A 15,571-nucleotide genomic window follows, 5' to 3' on the forward strand; every position below is an offset into this window, starting at 1 on the left:
TCGCCCACAGAACTTCCCATGGGTCCATCACGCTTTCTCCCCGACAGCTATCAAACCGGTGACAGGATCGCCGTGCTTGCTGGAAGGGGTGACTACCCAAAACTCATGGTCAACCGTATGCATCAGGCGGGTGCTGAGTGCTGTCTCATCGGCTTTGAAGGCGAAACCTCGGATGAACTGATCCAGCAGTTTCCTCAAGATCGACGCTGTACCGTCAAGGTCGGTCAAATCAACCGAACGCTCAAGGCGATGCGTGGCTTTGGAGTGCGCTTCGCCATACTGGTGGGACAAATTCGACCGGGCCGACTCTTCCGTGGTCTTCATCCCGACCTGAAGGCTGTTGCCATCCTCAGTCGACTGAAAGAGCGTAATGCCGAAACCATCTATGGAGCCATCGTCGCCGAAATGAATGCCATTGGCGTACATGTGCTCGATGGACGTGCATTCATCGATGACCAGCTGGCAACACCCGGGATGATGACAGGAGGCAAACAGCGCGTAGATCCGACTACCCTTGAACACGGCATCCGCATCGCAAATGAAATCGCCCGATTGGACATCGGTCAGGGTGTTGTCGTGAAGCAAGGAACCACCCTCTGCGTGGAGGAATTCGATGGAACTGACTCCATGCTCCGACGCGCTGCCCGATTTGAGACGGACGGAAAACTCTTTGTCAAAACCGTAAAACCCTCCCAAAACTTCGCAATTGATGTTCCGGTCTTCGGAGAAACCACCCTGCAATGCATGGCAGAGGGAGGCGTGCATGCCGCAGCATTGGCAGCAGGATCGACCATCATGTTGCACAAGGATCGCGTCATCCAAAAAGCACAGCGCATGGGCATTGAACTGCTTGGATTCTAAAACGTTCCACTGCTGCACTGAAAATGTTAAGACGGTACTTGAACAACGCGCTTCGATTGTTTAAGTAATGTCTAACAATGAAATCTCCGGATTCCCATTCCAATATTTTTCGCATCGGTGCTGTCGCCAACATCACAGGCTTGTCGACCCACACGATCCGTGCCTGGGAGCGTCGCTACGGCATGGACCTGTCGGATCGCTCCGAAGGGGGTACCCGACTCTATCCGGAGGACTCGGTCAAGCGATTAACGCTGATCAAAGCCCTGCTCGACAATGGTGAATCCATCAGCATGCTGTGCGATCTCACTCTTGAAGAACTGGAGAAGCGCCTTGAAGGACATGGAGGCCCCTCCCGAAAGTCAACTCCTCCCACCCGGACCGACGGTCCCGTGCGAATCGTCACCTTTGGCCCTCACAACCTCACTCGCAAAATCTACAAACCGGATGCTTTTGTCACTGCGCAGATCCTGCTGCAGACCACCAGCGAATCCGAACTTCGCAATTTCCTCAAAACCACAGATGAAGTCCCCAATTGTGGAATTCTATACTGCGATATCATCCCTACACACCTCGTCGACATGGTCTTCGACCTTGCGGGAAAATATCCGGATATACAGTGGTTTGTGATCTTTGAACTCGGCTCCAAACGCGAGTTGCTGATGCTCAGTGAAAAGGGAATACGCACACTTCGAGGTCCCATCCCCGACACCATCGCCATTGACCTGATCACCGCCATACTCCGCCCAGGAGTTGCCACAGAAGCAAGCGAAACAGAGAGCGCGTCGTCCAGCCCTCAACCCATTTTCACACCTGCACAATTGATTCAACTCACGGATCTGCCAAGCAGTATCAAGTGCGAGTGTCCCAGCCATATGTCTGCGATCATCCACAGTCTCAATACCTTCGAAAAATACTGCAAGAGCTGCGAAAATGATTCGGAAGAAGATGCCGCGCTTCACGCCGAACTAGGACGGGAAACCGCCCGTGCCCGCGTCATCATGGAAAAAATGCTGCTCAAAGTTTGTGCACATGACAACATCCGCCTTCAGTAAGACTATACAATATCTAAAAAAATCCTTCAATTCTTCCTTATTCACTGCTTTATCTATATTTTTTCTATATTTTACTTGAATAACCCCCGATCATGATTTGAATTAAATCATGATTTTCAAGCGACGCATTGCCGTAGACTCAACCACTGCTGAACTCAACCCCAGCAAACAGGGAACAACAGCACTGCCGCACAAAACCCTCCATCACACCCTCAACGCCTCACCAAACCAGCGGGGATGTATTTCCAAAGACCCGCTTTCCTGAATCATCGAGATGGACGAATCCATTGGCATTGTTTGGTTCAGGCGAGATCTACGCCTTCGAGACAACCCCGCATTGCAGGCTGCATCCGAGCACTGCCGCTACATCTTACCCATCTACTTGCACGATCCCTCATCCGAAGGAAACTGGACCGCTGGGGCCGCGAGCAAATCCTGGCTTCATTACTCACTGCAAGCGCTTCAACAAACCCTCCGCAGCCAGGGTTGCCCACTGCTCATTCGCGCCGGACATAGTCGCGAAATCCTGAGTGATCTCATCAACGAAACTGGCGCAACCCACCTCTTCTGGAACCGTTGCTACGAACCCTCTGCCATGGCACGGGATGCCTGCATCAGGCAGAAATTCAAACCCCAAGGCATCCATTCCCAAAGCTTTAATGCGTCACTGCTCGCTGAGCCGTGGGAGATTGCCAATCAGCAGGGAAAACCATTCCAGGTCTTCACTCCGTTCTGGAAACACCACCGTCAGCACATTGCCGACAGTAAACCCCTTCCTACTCCAGACTTGAACGGGCGCGCACTCCGCTCCATTCCCACCGGAATTCCTCTTGAGGAACTTCAATTACTTCCCCACCCCCGCTGGGACAGGGGATTTTGGCAGCGCTTCACTCCCGGAGAACAAGGCGCACAGGAAGCACTCGATTCATTTGTGCATGAGGAAACAATCCTGCGCTACAGCACTGATCGCAACCGACCCGATCTGAAGCAGACCTCGCTCCTCTCTCCGCACCTGCATTTTGGAGAAATTTCGGTACGCCAAGTCGCACACCGAGTCTCTCAGCTCGGACACGGAACCCACGAGAGCATTCACACCTTTCTCAGCGAAATCGGATGGAGAGAATTTGCATATCACCTGCTCTACCATTTCCCACACACAACCCAACATCCGCTTAAGGACAAATTTACAGATTTCCCCTGGCGCGAAGCCCCTGAACAGCTCGACGCGTGGAGAAGGGGCCAAACCGGCATTCCTATCGTGGATGCAGGGATGCGCGAACTCTGGCAGACGGGCTGGATGCACAATCGGGTTCGCATGATCACAGGTTCTTACCTCGTCAAAAACCTGCTCATTCCATGGCAAAGCGGTGCGTCCTGGTTTTGGGACACTCTCGTCGACGCCGACCTCGCAAGCAATACTCTGGGCTGGCAATGGGTTGCTGGCTGCGGAGCCGATGCAGCTCCATACTTCCGCATTTTCAATCCCGTTCTGCAGTCCGAACGCTTTGATCCCAAAGGGATTTACCTGCGCAAATGGATCCCTGAACTTGCGTCCGCCTCCGAACGCCTGATCCACACCCCATGGCGCGACCCCAACCTGCTGCGCAAGAGCGGATACCCGGAAAAGCAGATCAGCCTCATTGAGTCCCGCAACCGCGCCCTGGCTGCCTACGAAACCATGCAACAGTCCCACTGACATTCGCCATGTACGAATTCCATCACGAAACCATTCTCAATGCTCAGATCAACACCGTGTTCGATTTTTTCTCAGATGCACAAAATCTGGAGCGAATCACGCCAACTTTTCTTGGATTTCACATCATCACCCCGACTCCGATCAAAATTTCTCAGGGCACCTTGATCGATTACAAACTTCGAATTCACGGAATCCCCATGCGATGGCAGACGCACATCTCAGAATGGAATCCACCGTATTCCTTTACCGATGAACAACTTAAAGGACCCTACCAGCAATGGATCCACCGACACACCTTTGAATCCATCGGCGATGGCAACGCAACCCGCATGCGTGACCATGTGAGATACTCCATCTTTGCAGGAAAACTGGTACACTTCCTGATAAAGAAAGACATCCAAACCATTTTTAAGCATCGCACCCAGGTCATTGAGTCCATTTTCAATACCGAAATTCCGTCTCACGCCACCTGATGTCAGCTTTCATTTCACTCAACTAAAATCCAAAATCAAATCATGAACCATACAACAATCACCTATGAAGATCTCAACGCGATGCTCTCTGTCATCGCATATCTGCACGGAAAAATTTGCGAGGGCAGCATGGTCCTCGGCGAAAACTTCGATCTCATCTCCGAAGACCTGATTGCCGAAATCGGAGCCTTCGTTGACGTCGAAAGCAGTCACCTTCAACCCTGCCGCCTTCAGCCTGCTGCTTGAGTCCTCTCTGGCGGGAATCCTGACTCCCGCATGACTTGTTTTCGACTCCGGAGGAAGCCATTGCTTCCGGAGTCCCCTCCCTCAATACCACCCACCTCAACTACTCTTACTTCGTTGCGAACGAACAAAACCGCAACCCAAACCAACCTCATACCCCGGATCTGCTTTCCCGATCAGAATCCGCGATTTCAGCACCTGAAATCGACACCTCGATACCCTCACTTATTCCTTCCGGATGGAGCAACCTCTTATCTGCGTCAAATTGTCTCCACCAATCAAACTACCGCCTCATTGAGTCAAATTGTCTCATTACGAATAGACCTTAAATTTCTGTAATTCATTGCGGTTCAAGGCTTTTATTGAATTCAAAAAGATGGCAGCAAAGTTGCATTATTGATGCTGTTCTCTTCGGAGCACACCACAATTTCATCAACATCAACAAGGAGACAATACACATGAAACTCATCAAGTACGATAACAGTTACCTGGACCCATTCACCAACTTCGACCGCTGGTTTGATGACGCCTTTTTCGGGGCCGACCGGCGACCGCTGTTCAACCGTCTGTTTGATGGAGTCACCAGCAACCAGCTTCCGGTCAACCTCTACGAGGACAGAGATAACTACTATGTCACCGCCGAATTGCCGGGGTTGAGCAAAAAGGACGTCAAGATTGAACTCGAAAACGCAGTTCTTACCATTTCGGGGGAACGCAAGCGCAAGCAGGACGAATCCGAGTCCAGCGTCAGTTTCAGCCGCTCGATTACTGTTGGAGATGACATCAACCCGTCAAAGGTCAAAGCGAGGATGCAGGACGGTGTACTTACCATTACCCTTCCACGCGAGGAAGAACGCAAGCCGCGCACGATCACTGTATCCTGAATTCACCGGACCCGGGCAGGAGCACACTTCCGCCCGGTTGTCCTATCCAAGAACAACAAATGATTTAAAACCAACATGAATACTACACTTTCCAAAAGCGAAACCACTCCCAACACTCAAACCACGGCTGTTCAGTATCGGCGACCCGCCTACGAAGTCGTCGAACTGGAAGGCGCCTACGAGGTTCACGTCCAGGTTCCCGGATGCACCAAGGAAGGCATCCAGATTCATCACGAAAAAGATGTGCTCACGATTCAGGCGAGCCGCCAGAATGTTGTGAATGCAGACTGGAAACGCATCCATCGCGAGATCCCCGAATCGGATTTTCAGCTGAAGCTGAATCTGAATGTGGACATCAACTCGGAGCAAATCACCGCAAAGACCGAAGACGGAGTGCTGCGCATTCATCTTCCGATCACGGAAGAGGCAAAACCCCGCCAAATCTCGGTGGACTGAGACACGCTACGCTTCAACTTAAAAAAAGACGCTGCTGATTGGCAGCGTCTTTTTTTTATGAATCAGACTCCACACATATTCCACTTGCGATCATCGCTCATTGCCATTGAACCAGCGCAACCGATTTGCTAGCGTCGCAATCCTTAGCAAAACCATCACCATGCATCTCAACCTATCTCTTGCGTGCCGAATCGCACTCTTCACTGCCTCATGGCTCTGCACCTCCAGCATTGTCAGTGCATCGCGTTGGGCTGAGCAGGGGAAAACCTACCTTGAGCAGAATCAAAACCGCTCCGGTGTTATCACACTCGAGAGTGGTTTGCAGTACCGCATCCTCATTCCCGGCAAAGGCGAAAAACCGGGACCACGTTCAAACGTAGCGGTCTACTATCGCGGGACGTTGTTCGACGGTACTGAGTTCGACAGTGCATCCATTACCCGGCCCCCCGTGGTGCTCAATGTCTCCCGCGTGATCCCCGGATGGAAAGAGGCTTTGCAATTGATGCCAGTGGGTTCCTTATGGGAATTGACCATCCCCTCCGAACTCGCCTACGGCCGACGCGGGGCTGGGAAAGACATCCCGCCCGATTCCGTTCTTATTTTCGAACTCGAACTGGTGGAAATTCGCTGATCCCATAAGCCATGCACCAACCTGCCATGCGGCAACTCCACCCACGAGCCATCCTGTTCTGACCTGAAGAGTCCGCCTTCCATGGCGGAGACATCCACTACCTGCGCATGGAAACCCATCAACACAAAAAGGGCCTCGCCGCCGTCTCGCTCGCCTTCGGCATATGGGGCATCGTCGTGCTCTTCTGGAAACAGCTGGAACACTACGGGTCGGTCGAGCTGATCCTCTATCGACTGCTTTGGGGATTTGTCTTCGGTTTGGCACTCGTCAGTCTTCGTGGAACATTTCCGGATTACCTCGCGGCCCTGCAAAGCGCCCGCCAGTTGCGCATCCATTTGTTCAATGGCCTGCTCATCACTGCAAACTGGCTGGCCTATGTCTATGCGATCACGCACGAGCATATCCTCGAAGGCAGCCTTGCGTATTTCATGGTGCCGATTCTCAACACTGCGATGGGATTTCTTCTGCTCAAGGAACGACTGCGCCCACTTCAGTGGATCGCCATCACCTGCGCATCCTTCGGTGTTCTCAACGAAGTCATTCAGTTTGGTCGCATTCCTTGGCTCGCCCTGATCATGGCCGGAACTTTTGCCTGGTACGGTATGAATAAAACCAAGAGCGAACTCGGTCCGCTCACGGGTCTCACCCTCGAGATCACATTGATGCTTCCACTCGCCATGATCAGCTTTGTCTGGCTGTTTTTGAGTGGCCAGGCAGTGGCCAACCCAACACAGCCTGGCGACTGGATCTGGATGATGTCCACCGGGCTTGTCACACTCACCCCACTCGTCCTGTTTGCCTATGGTGCCCGTCGCATTCAACTGACCACGATCGGTGTGTTTCAGTTCCTCGCACCAACCATCAAATTTGCCATCGGGGTCTTTGTTTATCACGAGCCATTCACCTCCTCAAAGCTCATCACTTTTGCCTTCATCTGGGTGGCGCTGGTACTCTACCTCATCCATCTGTTCCAGCGGCACAAGCACCCCATCGATGCCCCATCGGCTCCCTGATCCATGCTTTTCTACGACGCCCATTGCCACCTGCAGGACCCACGTTTCGACCACTGCCGGGATGCGCTCTTGGAGAACTTGACATCCAGCGCTGTCAGGGAATGTATCAGCAATGGAACCAACCCCGAAGACTGGTCGACCCTGGCCCGCCTCTCCACTCATCCGAAAGTACGACCCGCCTTTGGACTCCACCCCTGGAAGGTAAAGCACGCAACTCCAGACTGGTTTGAGCAGCTTGAACAAAGGCTCATCGAACACCCGGGAGCGCTGATCGGGGAAATTGGACTGGATCGCTGGATACGCGACCCTCAGTTTCCCAAACAGATGGAAGCCTTTGAACGACAGCTGGAACTCGCCGCATCCCTCAACATTCCACCCTGCATTCATTGCCTGCGCGCATGGGGTCACCTGCAAAACGTCCTGGAACGCTACGCCTCACGACTTCCAGGATTTTTACTGCATTCCTACGCAGGACCCGCTGAAATGACAGAGAGGTTTGTGAAACTGGGAGCCTATTTTTCACTCTCCGGATATTTCCTTCATCCAAAGAAACAACACAAGTTGGAGGCTTGGCGAAGCATCCCGCTGGAGCGCATTTTGATCGAAAGCGATTGCCCCGATATGGAGCTTCCCGCACAGGATCACCAGCCGATTCCAAATGCTGGGAAGTCCTGCACCGAACTGAACCATCCCGGCAATCTGCCCGCGATTTACGCCTTTGCGGCCAAAACTTTTGGGCACGAAAGCACAGCGTTTGCCTCGCAGGTAGAGCAAAATTACCACAGGTTATTTGCGCAAACGACTACCCATTGAGGACGATGCCGCAACCAACCATTGATTACCCGTCAACGGATCTTAGCTGAGAAAATACCCTCGTTCCTTGATGAGTCGCACCACCTTCGAAGGCACAAACTGTTCCCAACTTGCATCACCGCTCTGAATCTTCTCTGCGATCACGCGTGACGCATGGTAGGGCAGGGGTGATGAGGGCGTCGGAAGATCCACAATGTATCCGTTGTCCATCAGATACAGGTGCAGGTGCAGCAGGTGTTCCGGCAGCTCCAGATCCGACGCCGTGAGTGCCCTTCCAGTTGCTTCGTCCACGGATGGATACACATACATCTTGAGTCGATTCTTAAAGAGTCGGCCAAACGACTCGAGAATGCCACCAGGAAGGTTCTCATAGTAGGTTTCTCTGAAAATTTCCTTCAACAGGGGTTGCCCGATCACAATTCCGATGAGGTGCTGGGTATACTGCTCAAGATAGTGCTGCAGTCGGTAAAACTCACCCATGTCCGAAATCAGGACATGCTTGCGCATCGCACCAATGCAATCGACCCGTGCAAGAAAATCATCGTAATCAATGGCCCCGCCAGTGCGCAGATTGCGCATGGTAATCTCCATGATCTCGATCGGGCGAACTCCTTCCGCAATCTCCTCCTGCAGAAACCGCGCTCTGCCACGTTCAAGCATGTCAATATTGACCTTGGTCACAGGCCGGAAGTATCCGCGCTCCAGCAATACGGATTTTTTGTAGAAGGTATCACTGGGTTGCAGAATTTCGCCGTCCGGACCAAACAGGGCAGCCTGACAGACCCCCTTTTGCACCATTTTCAAACTCGCAATGCGGTTGTCATGCATCGAGAAGTCGTCCCCCGACATCTTAAACATGTCGATCTCGATGCGATGCCCTGTCAGGTTATCTTTCAGGGAAAGCAACATGCGGTCGAGATCGTCCCAAAACATGTAAGCAGCATAGATGAGATTCACCCCCATCACCCCGATCGCTTCCTGCTGCGCCAATCCATCTTCATCAAGCAGCCGGTAGTGCAGGATGATCTGATTGACAGGCCCCTCAGGCCGCATCTGCAGTCGAACCCCGGTCCACGCATGGCACTCGCGCGGTGCATGGTAACCCCTCGCCACCACTGTGTTCGCAAAGACAAAAAACCGCGTATTGCTACCCCGCTTTCGCGCGAGTCGCTCGACCAGCAAATCGTATTCGTGGTCCAGCATTTCCATCAGTCGCTCCTGGCTGACGTAGCGATCTGCAGGCCCATAGATCGCATCGCTGAAAATCATGTCGTATGCAGACATGCTCTTGGCCACCGTTCCAGATGCTCCACCCACTCTGAAAAACCAGCGCGCAGCCTCCTGTCCCGCTCCGATCTCTGCAAACGTGCCGTAGAAGCTGGGATCCAGATTGATCTGCTGTGCTTTTTCGTGAGTGGAAAACCGTTGGGATGAGACGTTGCTGTCAGGTTGTTTCATGGTCGAAAAGAGAGGAATCGATACCTGCGCAAACCCTACGCATTGCACTGCGACATTCAACCCATTCCCCAAATTCGCGAGGGCCAAGCTTTGCGGCGTACCCCAACACGTTTACATCGAGGACATCATTCCCGCGCGACCCGCATTCAGACACCCACCTGATTGGTGTAGAGCTTTCGGTACAACTCGCAGGAATCCATCAACTCAGCATGTGTGCCCTGGGCCAGCAGGCGTCCCTTGTCGAGCACCAGGATACGGTCGACAAAGCGGATGCTGCTGAACCGGTGTGCGATGATCAGTGCCGTCACTCCATCAAACAGATTTTCAAGGGCCATCTGAATTTTTTCCTCACTCTCGCTATCGAGCGCAGAAGTCGCCTCGTCCATGATCAGGATGGGGGCATGTTTTAAAAATGCACGCGCCAGCGCGATGCGCTGCTTCTGCCCGCCACTGAGGTTCAGTCCTCGCTGTCCGGTCTGAGTCTGGTATCCCTCCGGGAGAGACAGGATGAAATCGTGGATGTACGCCTTCTTTGCTGCGGTTTCGACCTGTTCCATTGATGCTTCCGGATTTCCCAGCTTGAGATTCTCAAGAAAGGTGCCCGAAAACAGCACGGGTTCCTGCAATACAACGGCGATGTGCTTGCGAAGCGACTGCAGTGAAATCGATTTTACATCGTGACGATCCAAGCAAATGGAACCGCTGTCGGGATCGTAAAACCGGGGTAACAGCTGTATCAGTGTGGATTTTCCGGCCCCACTCGGTCCAACCACCGCAACCTTCTCTCCCGGTTGGATGCAAAAGCTGACTTCCTGCAAGGTGGGTTCCTGCCCATAGGAAAAATTCACATTCTCAAACGCAATCGAACCTTCAACCTTTTCCAATTCAACCGGGTGTTCCGCTTCACGCACAGCCACTTCATGGTTCATGACTTCTTCAAGCCGCTCGAGCGCACCGCGGCCACGCTGAAAGCGACTCGATAACACACCGATCTTTTTCACCGGCTCGTAGCACAGGTACAGCGCCGCGATCATGGTGAACAGATCCGATTGAGAAATATCGAGGAAGTAGGCCGCGACAAACGCAATGCTCACTCCAAAAACTGTGATGACTTCGATGGTTGGAGACAGTGCGTGATAATACGCGACCACCCGCAACTGGGTGCGCATGAACTCCCGAATCCTGCCCATGAAGTGGTCGAAAAACCTTCCTTCTGCACGAAAAATTCGGATCTCCCGACTCCCCAGTACCGCATCGGAGACCATCTGCGACAGATCTCCCAACTCCTCTTGCTGCTTCTTTACCTTGTTAAACAGCTTTTTTCCAAGCTTCTGAACCGGAAGTACGCAGATCGGAATCACAAACAATGATCCCAGCATCATCGAAAAGCGTACATCCATGAACGACATGTAGATCAAAAAGCCCACCGCAGCCAACAGCTGCAGTGGCTGCTTGACCACATCAACCGCATTCTCCGTAAAGGTTTGCTGTATGATGGTTGCATCAGCCGTAAGACGCGAAACCAGATCCCCCAGTCCCCGATTGTTAAAATAGGCGACTTCCACCTCCAGCAGTTTCTGGTAGTAGCGGCAGCGAATCTCTTCGAGGATCATCACCCCGCCTTTGTTGATAAAATACACATTCAGATAACCACTGACTCCGCGCAGGATGAAAATGATCGGAATGCCAAAGACCGTGAGCAGCAGTCGTCCCAGCTCCATGGTTTCACCATCGGCAAAAACTCGTGGCAGTACCCATCTCATCATGCCGGGAATTCCCGCGCCACTGGCAATGGCAAAGAGGATACCAAAAAGAATGCCCCAGACGTAGAAGCGTTTCCCGTCCTTGAGCGATACGATGTATGGCCAGAATTTTTTCATGTTTTGGGGATCGCTGAATTACTCACCCGAGAGATGGGGAAGGAGCACCCAGCTCGATCCGGTGTTCAGCACTTCAGTCGCACCCTTTCACGCTGAGGAGATCCTGAAACACGCCACCTCATCCTTCCTGAGCCAAGCGTGGAACGCCACCCAACTGAAGTCAATCTGCAACATGCTCATCGCACTCCAGTCCAAAGTGCCGCCCGAAAGCAATCCAGTCGGGTTCCTTCTGCCATTGCCCGGTGTCCTTCGGGGTCCACGAATCGGTCAGTCCGCTCACCCGTTTCATCAAACGCATGGTGACTCCAAAGCGCTGCGGGATGCGGGTGTGCGCCGCAAATTTTCGCGAGAAACTTGTATCATCCAGCACCAACAAAACATCCAGGTAGCGATCCCGAAGAGCGCAGGCCAGTTGGCGATTACTCCGGGTATCGTCAAAAAGATTGTGCGCCACATCCACCCACGAACTCCACTGGGTCTGCAAGCCTTCGGCATCGCGCGTGATCAGTGTGATTTCGGCGTCTGGCCGACTGTAGCGCAGTGCTTTCAGAAATCGAATGCCTTGCGTAGGCCACTCCCCGAGATGCTGGTGCAAGACCGCAATACGTGTCTTACGCACGGGATAGCTGGAGAAATCCACCAGTTTCTTCCGGTGATTCATGCCCAATCGCTCAAAGGGACGGAACAGGATTTTCCAGCGGTTGTGCGTCCACAACCAGTCGATCAGGCATTCTTCATCTGATCGCAGCTTTTGCTCGAGCCAGCGATTGCTGGCGAGTGTGATTTCGGCGGGATTCTTCTCACAACAAAGTTCTTCAAACTCCACTCGTGCACGCCAGAATGCAATGCGCTGCGGCAGGATCATCACCATCGATGCATCGTATTTTTTTGCCAGCAGCCCATGCAGTTCTGTCGCAGCAGTCACTCGACCAAAAAAGGGAATGAGCGTGCCCTGCTCGCGTGTATTCTGATCAAACAACAAGGCTGCAACCCCATTATTGCGCATGACCTCAGTGATCACCTGGATGCCTTCCTTGCGTGACACCAATCGAAACCCGGCCCGCTCGCGGTGACGCTTCACCATCGCATCAATGCGAGGGTTTCGATTCGGTCGGTACATCACGGCAGTTTGCTTAAAGGCCACACCAGCCAATGCTGGCCAGGCGTTTGTGGCTTCCAGCATGGAAAAGTGCATGCCAAACAACAACACCGGTCGGCCACGTGCTGCCATGCTCTCCGCAAAACGCTTTTGCTCAGGGGTCACCTCCAGGCAGCGCAAAAAGCGCTGCATGGAAAAATGGGGGACCGCGAGCGTGAAGAGGCCCATTTCAGCAGTGCGGATGCAAACCCGACGAACGGTTCGGTGCAGCCATTCGGGAGAGCGCTCCGGAAATGCGTGGTGCAGGTTTGAATAAATCAGGTTGCGACGCTTTGACGGAAACCAGAAAAAGAGGTGTCCGACACCGTGACAAAATGCACGGGCTGCCCATTCCGGTATGCGGGCAAAAACCCAGCCAACGAAAAATACGAGATAATACATGGATGGTCTCAACGATACATGCAACCTCACCTCGCTGGGACGTGGATCTTCCCAGAGGATCTTCGGGGTTCGCATACCCGATTCAAACAGACTACCCAGCCGTCAGGATGATGTTCCATACAACTGCGGGTTCAGGCTCGGATCATTGTACATCTTAAACTGGAAATACACACGGTAAGCGCGCTTTCCCTCCTGGATCTCCCTCAAAAATTGTTCCAAAATCCCCGTAAGATCTGCGCGCTGCTGCCGGAGCACCTCCAGCTTCTGCTCACACTTGGCACGGTGTTCAGCGCTCACGTCACTGCGCTCAGTCTGCTCCACCATGTGGTAAACCTTGAGCGCCATGATCGAGAGACGGTCGATGATCATGCCCGGGGTTTCTGAATTGACCGGGGCATTGGCAACATCTGGTTTTAGCAGTTCAAAGAGAAACTGATCCATGCGCTCGATGAAATCATTGCGCTGCTGGTTGTAGGCGTCAATTGCCCGCTTCGCGCGGTAAACATATTCGAACCCCTGATCATCGCGACGCGCGCAATCTTCTTCATGCCAGAGGTTGTAGTTCCGCCGATGATTCCCATGGACAAAAACCCAAAGCCCATCCAACCCCGAGGGATCCTCATCGACCTGGTGCCACTTGGCAGTCCATTCCGCTTGCATGTCGGCAATCTCGCTTGCAGTGATCTTCATGCTCCACCCTTAGGCAATCTACCCGAGCGGAGCAATCTCATTTGAACCGCAAACCCGGGTTCACCGTACCCCGTCTTGCGTTCCATGCCCCGTCACCAAGAAAAGCATTGCGCTCACAGAATGCGTTGCTTGAGATGCTGTGCCGGTCGCAATCATCGGAATCGCCAATCGCTCATGCCCTGGTCGCTCTACATCGCACTCAAACAGTTGTTTCCAAGCGGAAAGGGGTTTTCCTTTTTTGCGCTTGTTTCCATCCTCGGCGTGTCGCTCGGAGTGGCCGTTTTGCTGGGGGTACAAACCATCATGAACGGGTTTGGAAGCCAGATACGGGAGAGCCTGCTCAAGGTAAACGGTGATATCCGAGTCGAATCCAACCGGGTGATCTTTGACTGGGAAAACGTGGAGCAATTCATCGAGTCCATGGAAGGAGTTGAGGACGTCAGCCCCTATGCCCACGGAGTCGTGATGCTGCAACATCGCAACCTGCCCGTCTTTCCCGCCGTCATGGGAGTGGATCTGAGCGAACCCGAACCATTCATCCCCATCCGCGAATTCATGGTGCTTGGGGATTTCGCAGACTTGCATGATGACTCCATCCTGCTGGGTTCCACCCTGGCGCAACGCATCGGCGCGACGCTCAACAGCAAAGTCGAGCTGTTCACTCCGTTGATGCTTGATCGACTCAAACGCGATGAAGTGCTATTGCCACGTGAGGTGACGGTGGCAGGCATTTTTCAGACCGGTCGCAACGACATCGACTCCAACACCGTCATTTCCTCGATGCGTCTGATGCAGGATCTTTACGGACTCGACGAAGGCATTCACGGCATGGCCATCCGAGTCACTGAAGGCCACAGTGTTGAAGCCGTTGCCGACCGAATCAATTCACAGCTGAGCAGCCCTCTTCGAGCGGTAACCTGGCTCGAAACCAATCGTGAATACGTTTTCGTGCTTCAATTCGAGAAAACCATGATGACGATCATCATGTTTTTCATCATATTGGTCGCGTCATTTTCGATTGCGAGTTCGCTGATGATTTCCGTGATCCGCAAAACCCGCGAAATTGGGCTGCTTGTGGCCATGGGTGCTCGCGCTCGCGATATTGCCGCAAGCTATTGCATCCAGGGATTGATCATCGGTATCACAGGTGTTGCCTGCGGTATCGCGCTTCAGGGCATCATCCTGCACTATCGCAATGAAATTGTCTGGACCTTTGCCGAGCTGACCAACAGTTCCTCTGCGCTGCTTCGCTTCTATCAGTTCAATGACATACCCGCGAAGTACGAGTGGGGTGATTTTTACGTGGTATCTGGCACCACGATCCTGATATGCCTGCTTGCGGGACTCGTTCCAGCGATGCGCGCCCTTCGTCTCAATCCCGCCGATGCCTTGCGCAGTGAATGATGCAATGAATTCAACAACCGCACCCGTTACATCAGCCGACCCGGCCCTGCTGCGCGTCAGGGATTTGCGCAAGACCTTTGTGGATTCCGGTGCTCCGATTGAGGTGCTCAAGGGAGCCTGCCTGGAACTGCAGCACGGCGAACACATCGCGATCACAGGTCAGTCGGGTTCCGGCAAATCCACATTTCTCAACCTGATCTGTGCCCTCGAAACATGCGATTCCGGAATCGTGGAATGGGACGGCGAACCCATCCGCAACCGTGACCACAAACGCCTCGCCACCATGCGGGGTCAGTTCTTCGGATTCATTTTTCAGACCTTCTACCTGATCCCGGAGTTGAACGCTGTCGAAAATGTGTTGATCGCTGCCCGACTGCTTCGCCGGGTGGACCGTGCCTGTCGGTCCCGTGCGCAACATCTGCTGGAGGTTGTCGGGTTAAAGGACCGGCTGAAACATCCCGTTCAAAAACTGTCCGG

At 53.2% G+C, this 15,571-nt stretch carries 17 protein-coding genes; 13 read left to right on the top strand and 4 right to left on the bottom strand.

Going from position 1 to position 15,571, the window contains the following annotated elements; all coding sequences use genetic code 11:
- Positions 1 to 18: 18 nt before the first annotated feature.
- From lpxI to ABQ298_13500, 11 genes are all read left to right on the top strand, one after another.
- Positions 19 to 861, top strand: coding sequence for a UDP-2,3-diacylglucosamine diphosphatase LpxI (gene lpxI / locus ABQ298_13450; protein ID MEQ9825384.1), 843 nt, complete (start codon positions 19 to 21; stop codon positions 859 to 861).
- Between the two features lie 77 nt (positions 862 to 938).
- On the top strand, positions 939 to 1,913 hold the full coding sequence (locus ABQ298_13455) for a MerR family transcriptional regulator (protein MEQ9825385.1): 975 nt from the start codon (positions 939 to 941) through the stop codon (positions 1,911 to 1,913).
- A 109-nt stretch (positions 1,914 to 2,022) separates the two neighbouring features.
- Positions 2,023 to 2,178 (top strand): hypothetical protein, encoded by a 156-nt coding sequence (locus ABQ298_13460; protein ID MEQ9825386.1) that lies wholly within the window; start codon positions 2,023 to 2,025, stop codon positions 2,176 to 2,178.
- 9 nt (positions 2,179 to 2,187) lie between these two features.
- Positions 2,188 to 3,609 carry a deoxyribodipyrimidine photo-lyase gene (locus ABQ298_13465; protein ID MEQ9825387.1) on the top strand — a complete coding sequence of 474 codons (1,422 nt, stop codon included), beginning with the start codon at positions 2,188 to 2,190 and terminating at the stop codon, positions 3,607 to 3,609.
- 8 nt (positions 3,610 to 3,617) lie between these two features.
- Positions 3,618 to 4,082 carry an SRPBCC family protein gene (locus ABQ298_13470; GenBank protein MEQ9825388.1) on the top strand — a complete coding sequence of 155 codons (465 nt, stop codon included), beginning with the start codon at positions 3,618 to 3,620 and terminating at the stop codon, positions 4,080 to 4,082.
- 42 nt (positions 4,083 to 4,124) lie between these two features.
- The gene (locus ABQ298_13475) at positions 4,125 to 4,328 is read left to right on the top strand and encodes a hypothetical protein (protein ID MEQ9825389.1); all 204 of its coding nucleotides are present in this window, start codon (positions 4,125 to 4,127) and stop codon (positions 4,326 to 4,328) included.
- 455 nt (positions 4,329 to 4,783) lie between these two features.
- Positions 4,784 to 5,209 (top strand): Hsp20/alpha crystallin family protein, encoded by a 426-nt coding sequence (locus ABQ298_13480; protein MEQ9825390.1) that lies wholly within the window; start codon positions 4,784 to 4,786, stop codon positions 5,207 to 5,209.
- A 75-nt stretch (positions 5,210 to 5,284) separates the two neighbouring features.
- Positions 5,285 to 5,665 (top strand): Hsp20/alpha crystallin family protein, encoded by a 381-nt coding sequence (locus ABQ298_13485; GenBank protein MEQ9825391.1) that lies wholly within the window; start codon positions 5,285 to 5,287, stop codon positions 5,663 to 5,665.
- Between the two features lie 160 nt (positions 5,666 to 5,825).
- Positions 5,826 to 6,296 (top strand): FKBP-type peptidyl-prolyl cis-trans isomerase, encoded by a 471-nt coding sequence (locus tag ABQ298_13490; protein MEQ9825392.1) that lies wholly within the window; start codon positions 5,826 to 5,828, stop codon positions 6,294 to 6,296.
- A gap of 107 nt (positions 6,297 to 6,403) precedes the next feature.
- Positions 6,404 to 7,309 carry an EamA family transporter RarD gene (gene rarD / locus ABQ298_13495; protein ID MEQ9825393.1) on the top strand — a complete coding sequence of 302 codons (906 nt, stop codon included), beginning with the start codon at positions 6,404 to 6,406 and terminating at the stop codon, positions 7,307 to 7,309.
- Between the two features lie 3 nt (positions 7,310 to 7,312).
- The gene (locus tag ABQ298_13500) at positions 7,313 to 8,122 is read left to right on the top strand and encodes a TatD family hydrolase (GenBank protein ID MEQ9825394.1); all 810 of its coding nucleotides are present in this window, start codon (positions 7,313 to 7,315) and stop codon (positions 8,120 to 8,122) included.
- A gap of 42 nt (positions 8,123 to 8,164) precedes the next feature.
- Here the strand turns inward: ABQ298_13500 and ABQ298_13505 are convergent, their stop codons facing one another.
- The 4 genes from ABQ298_13505 to ABQ298_13520 form a co-directional block, all read right to left on the bottom strand.
- Positions 8,165 to 9,580, bottom strand: a complete 1,416-nt coding sequence (locus ABQ298_13505; GenBank protein MEQ9825395.1) for a TonB-dependent receptor — start codon at positions 9,578 to 9,580, stop codon at positions 8,165 to 8,167.
- Between the two features lie 146 nt (positions 9,581 to 9,726).
- Positions 9,727 to 11,460 carry an ABC transporter ATP-binding protein gene (locus ABQ298_13510; GenBank protein MEQ9825396.1) on the bottom strand — a complete coding sequence of 578 codons (1,734 nt, stop codon included), beginning with the start codon at positions 11,458 to 11,460 and terminating at the stop codon, positions 9,727 to 9,729.
- 160 nt (positions 11,461 to 11,620) lie between these two features.
- Positions 11,621 to 13,000: a hypothetical protein gene (locus tag ABQ298_13515; GenBank protein MEQ9825397.1), complete on the bottom strand. Its 1,380-nt coding sequence runs from the start codon at positions 12,998 to 13,000 to the stop codon at positions 11,621 to 11,623.
- A gap of 102 nt (positions 13,001 to 13,102) precedes the next feature.
- The gene (locus tag ABQ298_13520; GenBank protein MEQ9825398.1) at positions 13,103 to 13,690 is read right to left on the bottom strand and encodes a DUF4254 domain-containing protein; all 588 of its coding nucleotides are present in this window, start codon (positions 13,688 to 13,690) and stop codon (positions 13,103 to 13,105) included.
- A 174-nt stretch (positions 13,691 to 13,864) separates the two neighbouring features.
- Here ABQ298_13520 and ABQ298_13525 point away from each other — a divergent pair, with 174 nt between their 5' ends.
- Together ABQ298_13525 and ABQ298_13530 are read left to right on the top strand one after the other, a co-directional pair.
- Entirely contained in the window at positions 13,865 to 15,094 is a 1,230-nt protein-coding gene (locus ABQ298_13525; GenBank protein MEQ9825399.1) for an ABC transporter permease, read from the top strand.
- Positions 15,095 to 15,098: 4 nt separating this feature from the next.
- The coding region (locus tag ABQ298_13530; protein MEQ9825400.1) for an ATP-binding cassette domain-containing protein at positions 15,099 to 15,571 on the top strand (473 nt) is incomplete at its 3' end.

The organism is Puniceicoccaceae bacterium (genome assembly GCA_040224245.1).
Taxonomy (GTDB): domain Bacteria; phylum Verrucomicrobiota; class Verrucomicrobiia; order Opitutales; family JAFGAQ01; genus JAKSBQ01.

What these genes read in the sequence shown, in the direction of transcription:
- lpxI (MEQ9825384.1), top strand. Translation starts at nt 19, where the DNA reads ATGGGTCCATCACGCTTTCTCCCCGACAGCTATCAAACCGGTGACAGG.
- ABQ298_13455 (MEQ9825385.1), top strand. Translation starts at nt 939, where the DNA reads ATGAAATCTCCGGATTCCCATTCCAATATTTTTCGCATCGGTGCTGTC.
- ABQ298_13460 (MEQ9825386.1), top strand. Translation starts at nt 2,023, where the DNA reads ATGATTTTCAAGCGACGCATTGCCGTAGACTCAACCACTGCTGAACTC.
- ABQ298_13465 (MEQ9825387.1), top strand. Translation starts at nt 2,188, where the DNA reads ATGGACGAATCCATTGGCATTGTTTGGTTCAGGCGAGATCTACGCCTT.
- ABQ298_13470 (MEQ9825388.1), top strand. Translation starts at nt 3,618, where the DNA reads ATGTACGAATTCCATCACGAAACCATTCTCAATGCTCAGATCAACACC.
- ABQ298_13475 (MEQ9825389.1), top strand. Translation starts at nt 4,125, where the DNA reads ATGAACCATACAACAATCACCTATGAAGATCTCAACGCGATGCTCTCT.
- ABQ298_13480 (MEQ9825390.1), top strand. Translation starts at nt 4,784, where the DNA reads ATGAAACTCATCAAGTACGATAACAGTTACCTGGACCCATTCACCAAC.
- ABQ298_13485 (MEQ9825391.1), top strand. Translation starts at nt 5,285, where the DNA reads ATGAATACTACACTTTCCAAAAGCGAAACCACTCCCAACACTCAAACC.
- ABQ298_13490 (MEQ9825392.1), top strand. Translation starts at nt 5,826, where the DNA reads ATGCATCTCAACCTATCTCTTGCGTGCCGAATCGCACTCTTCACTGCC.
- rarD (MEQ9825393.1), top strand. Translation starts at nt 6,404, where the DNA reads ATGGAAACCCATCAACACAAAAAGGGCCTCGCCGCCGTCTCGCTCGCC.
- ABQ298_13500 (MEQ9825394.1), top strand. Translation starts at nt 7,313, where the DNA reads ATGCTTTTCTACGACGCCCATTGCCACCTGCAGGACCCACGTTTCGAC.
- ABQ298_13505 (MEQ9825395.1), bottom strand. Translation starts at nt 9,580, where the DNA reads ATGAAACAACCTGACAGCAACGTCTCATCCCAACGGTTTTCCACTCAC.
- ABQ298_13510 (MEQ9825396.1), bottom strand. Translation starts at nt 11,460, where the DNA reads ATGAAAAAATTCTGGCCATACATCGTATCGCTCAAGGACGGGAAACGC.
- ABQ298_13515 (MEQ9825397.1), bottom strand. Translation starts at nt 13,000, where the DNA reads ATGTATTATCTCGTATTTTTCGTTGGCTGGGTTTTTGCCCGCATACCG.
- ABQ298_13520 (MEQ9825398.1), bottom strand. Translation starts at nt 13,690, where the DNA reads ATGAAGATCACTGCAAGCGAGATTGCCGACATGCAAGCGGAATGGACT.
- ABQ298_13525 (MEQ9825399.1), top strand. Translation starts at nt 13,865, where the DNA reads ATGCCCTGGTCGCTCTACATCGCACTCAAACAGTTGTTTCCAAGCGGA.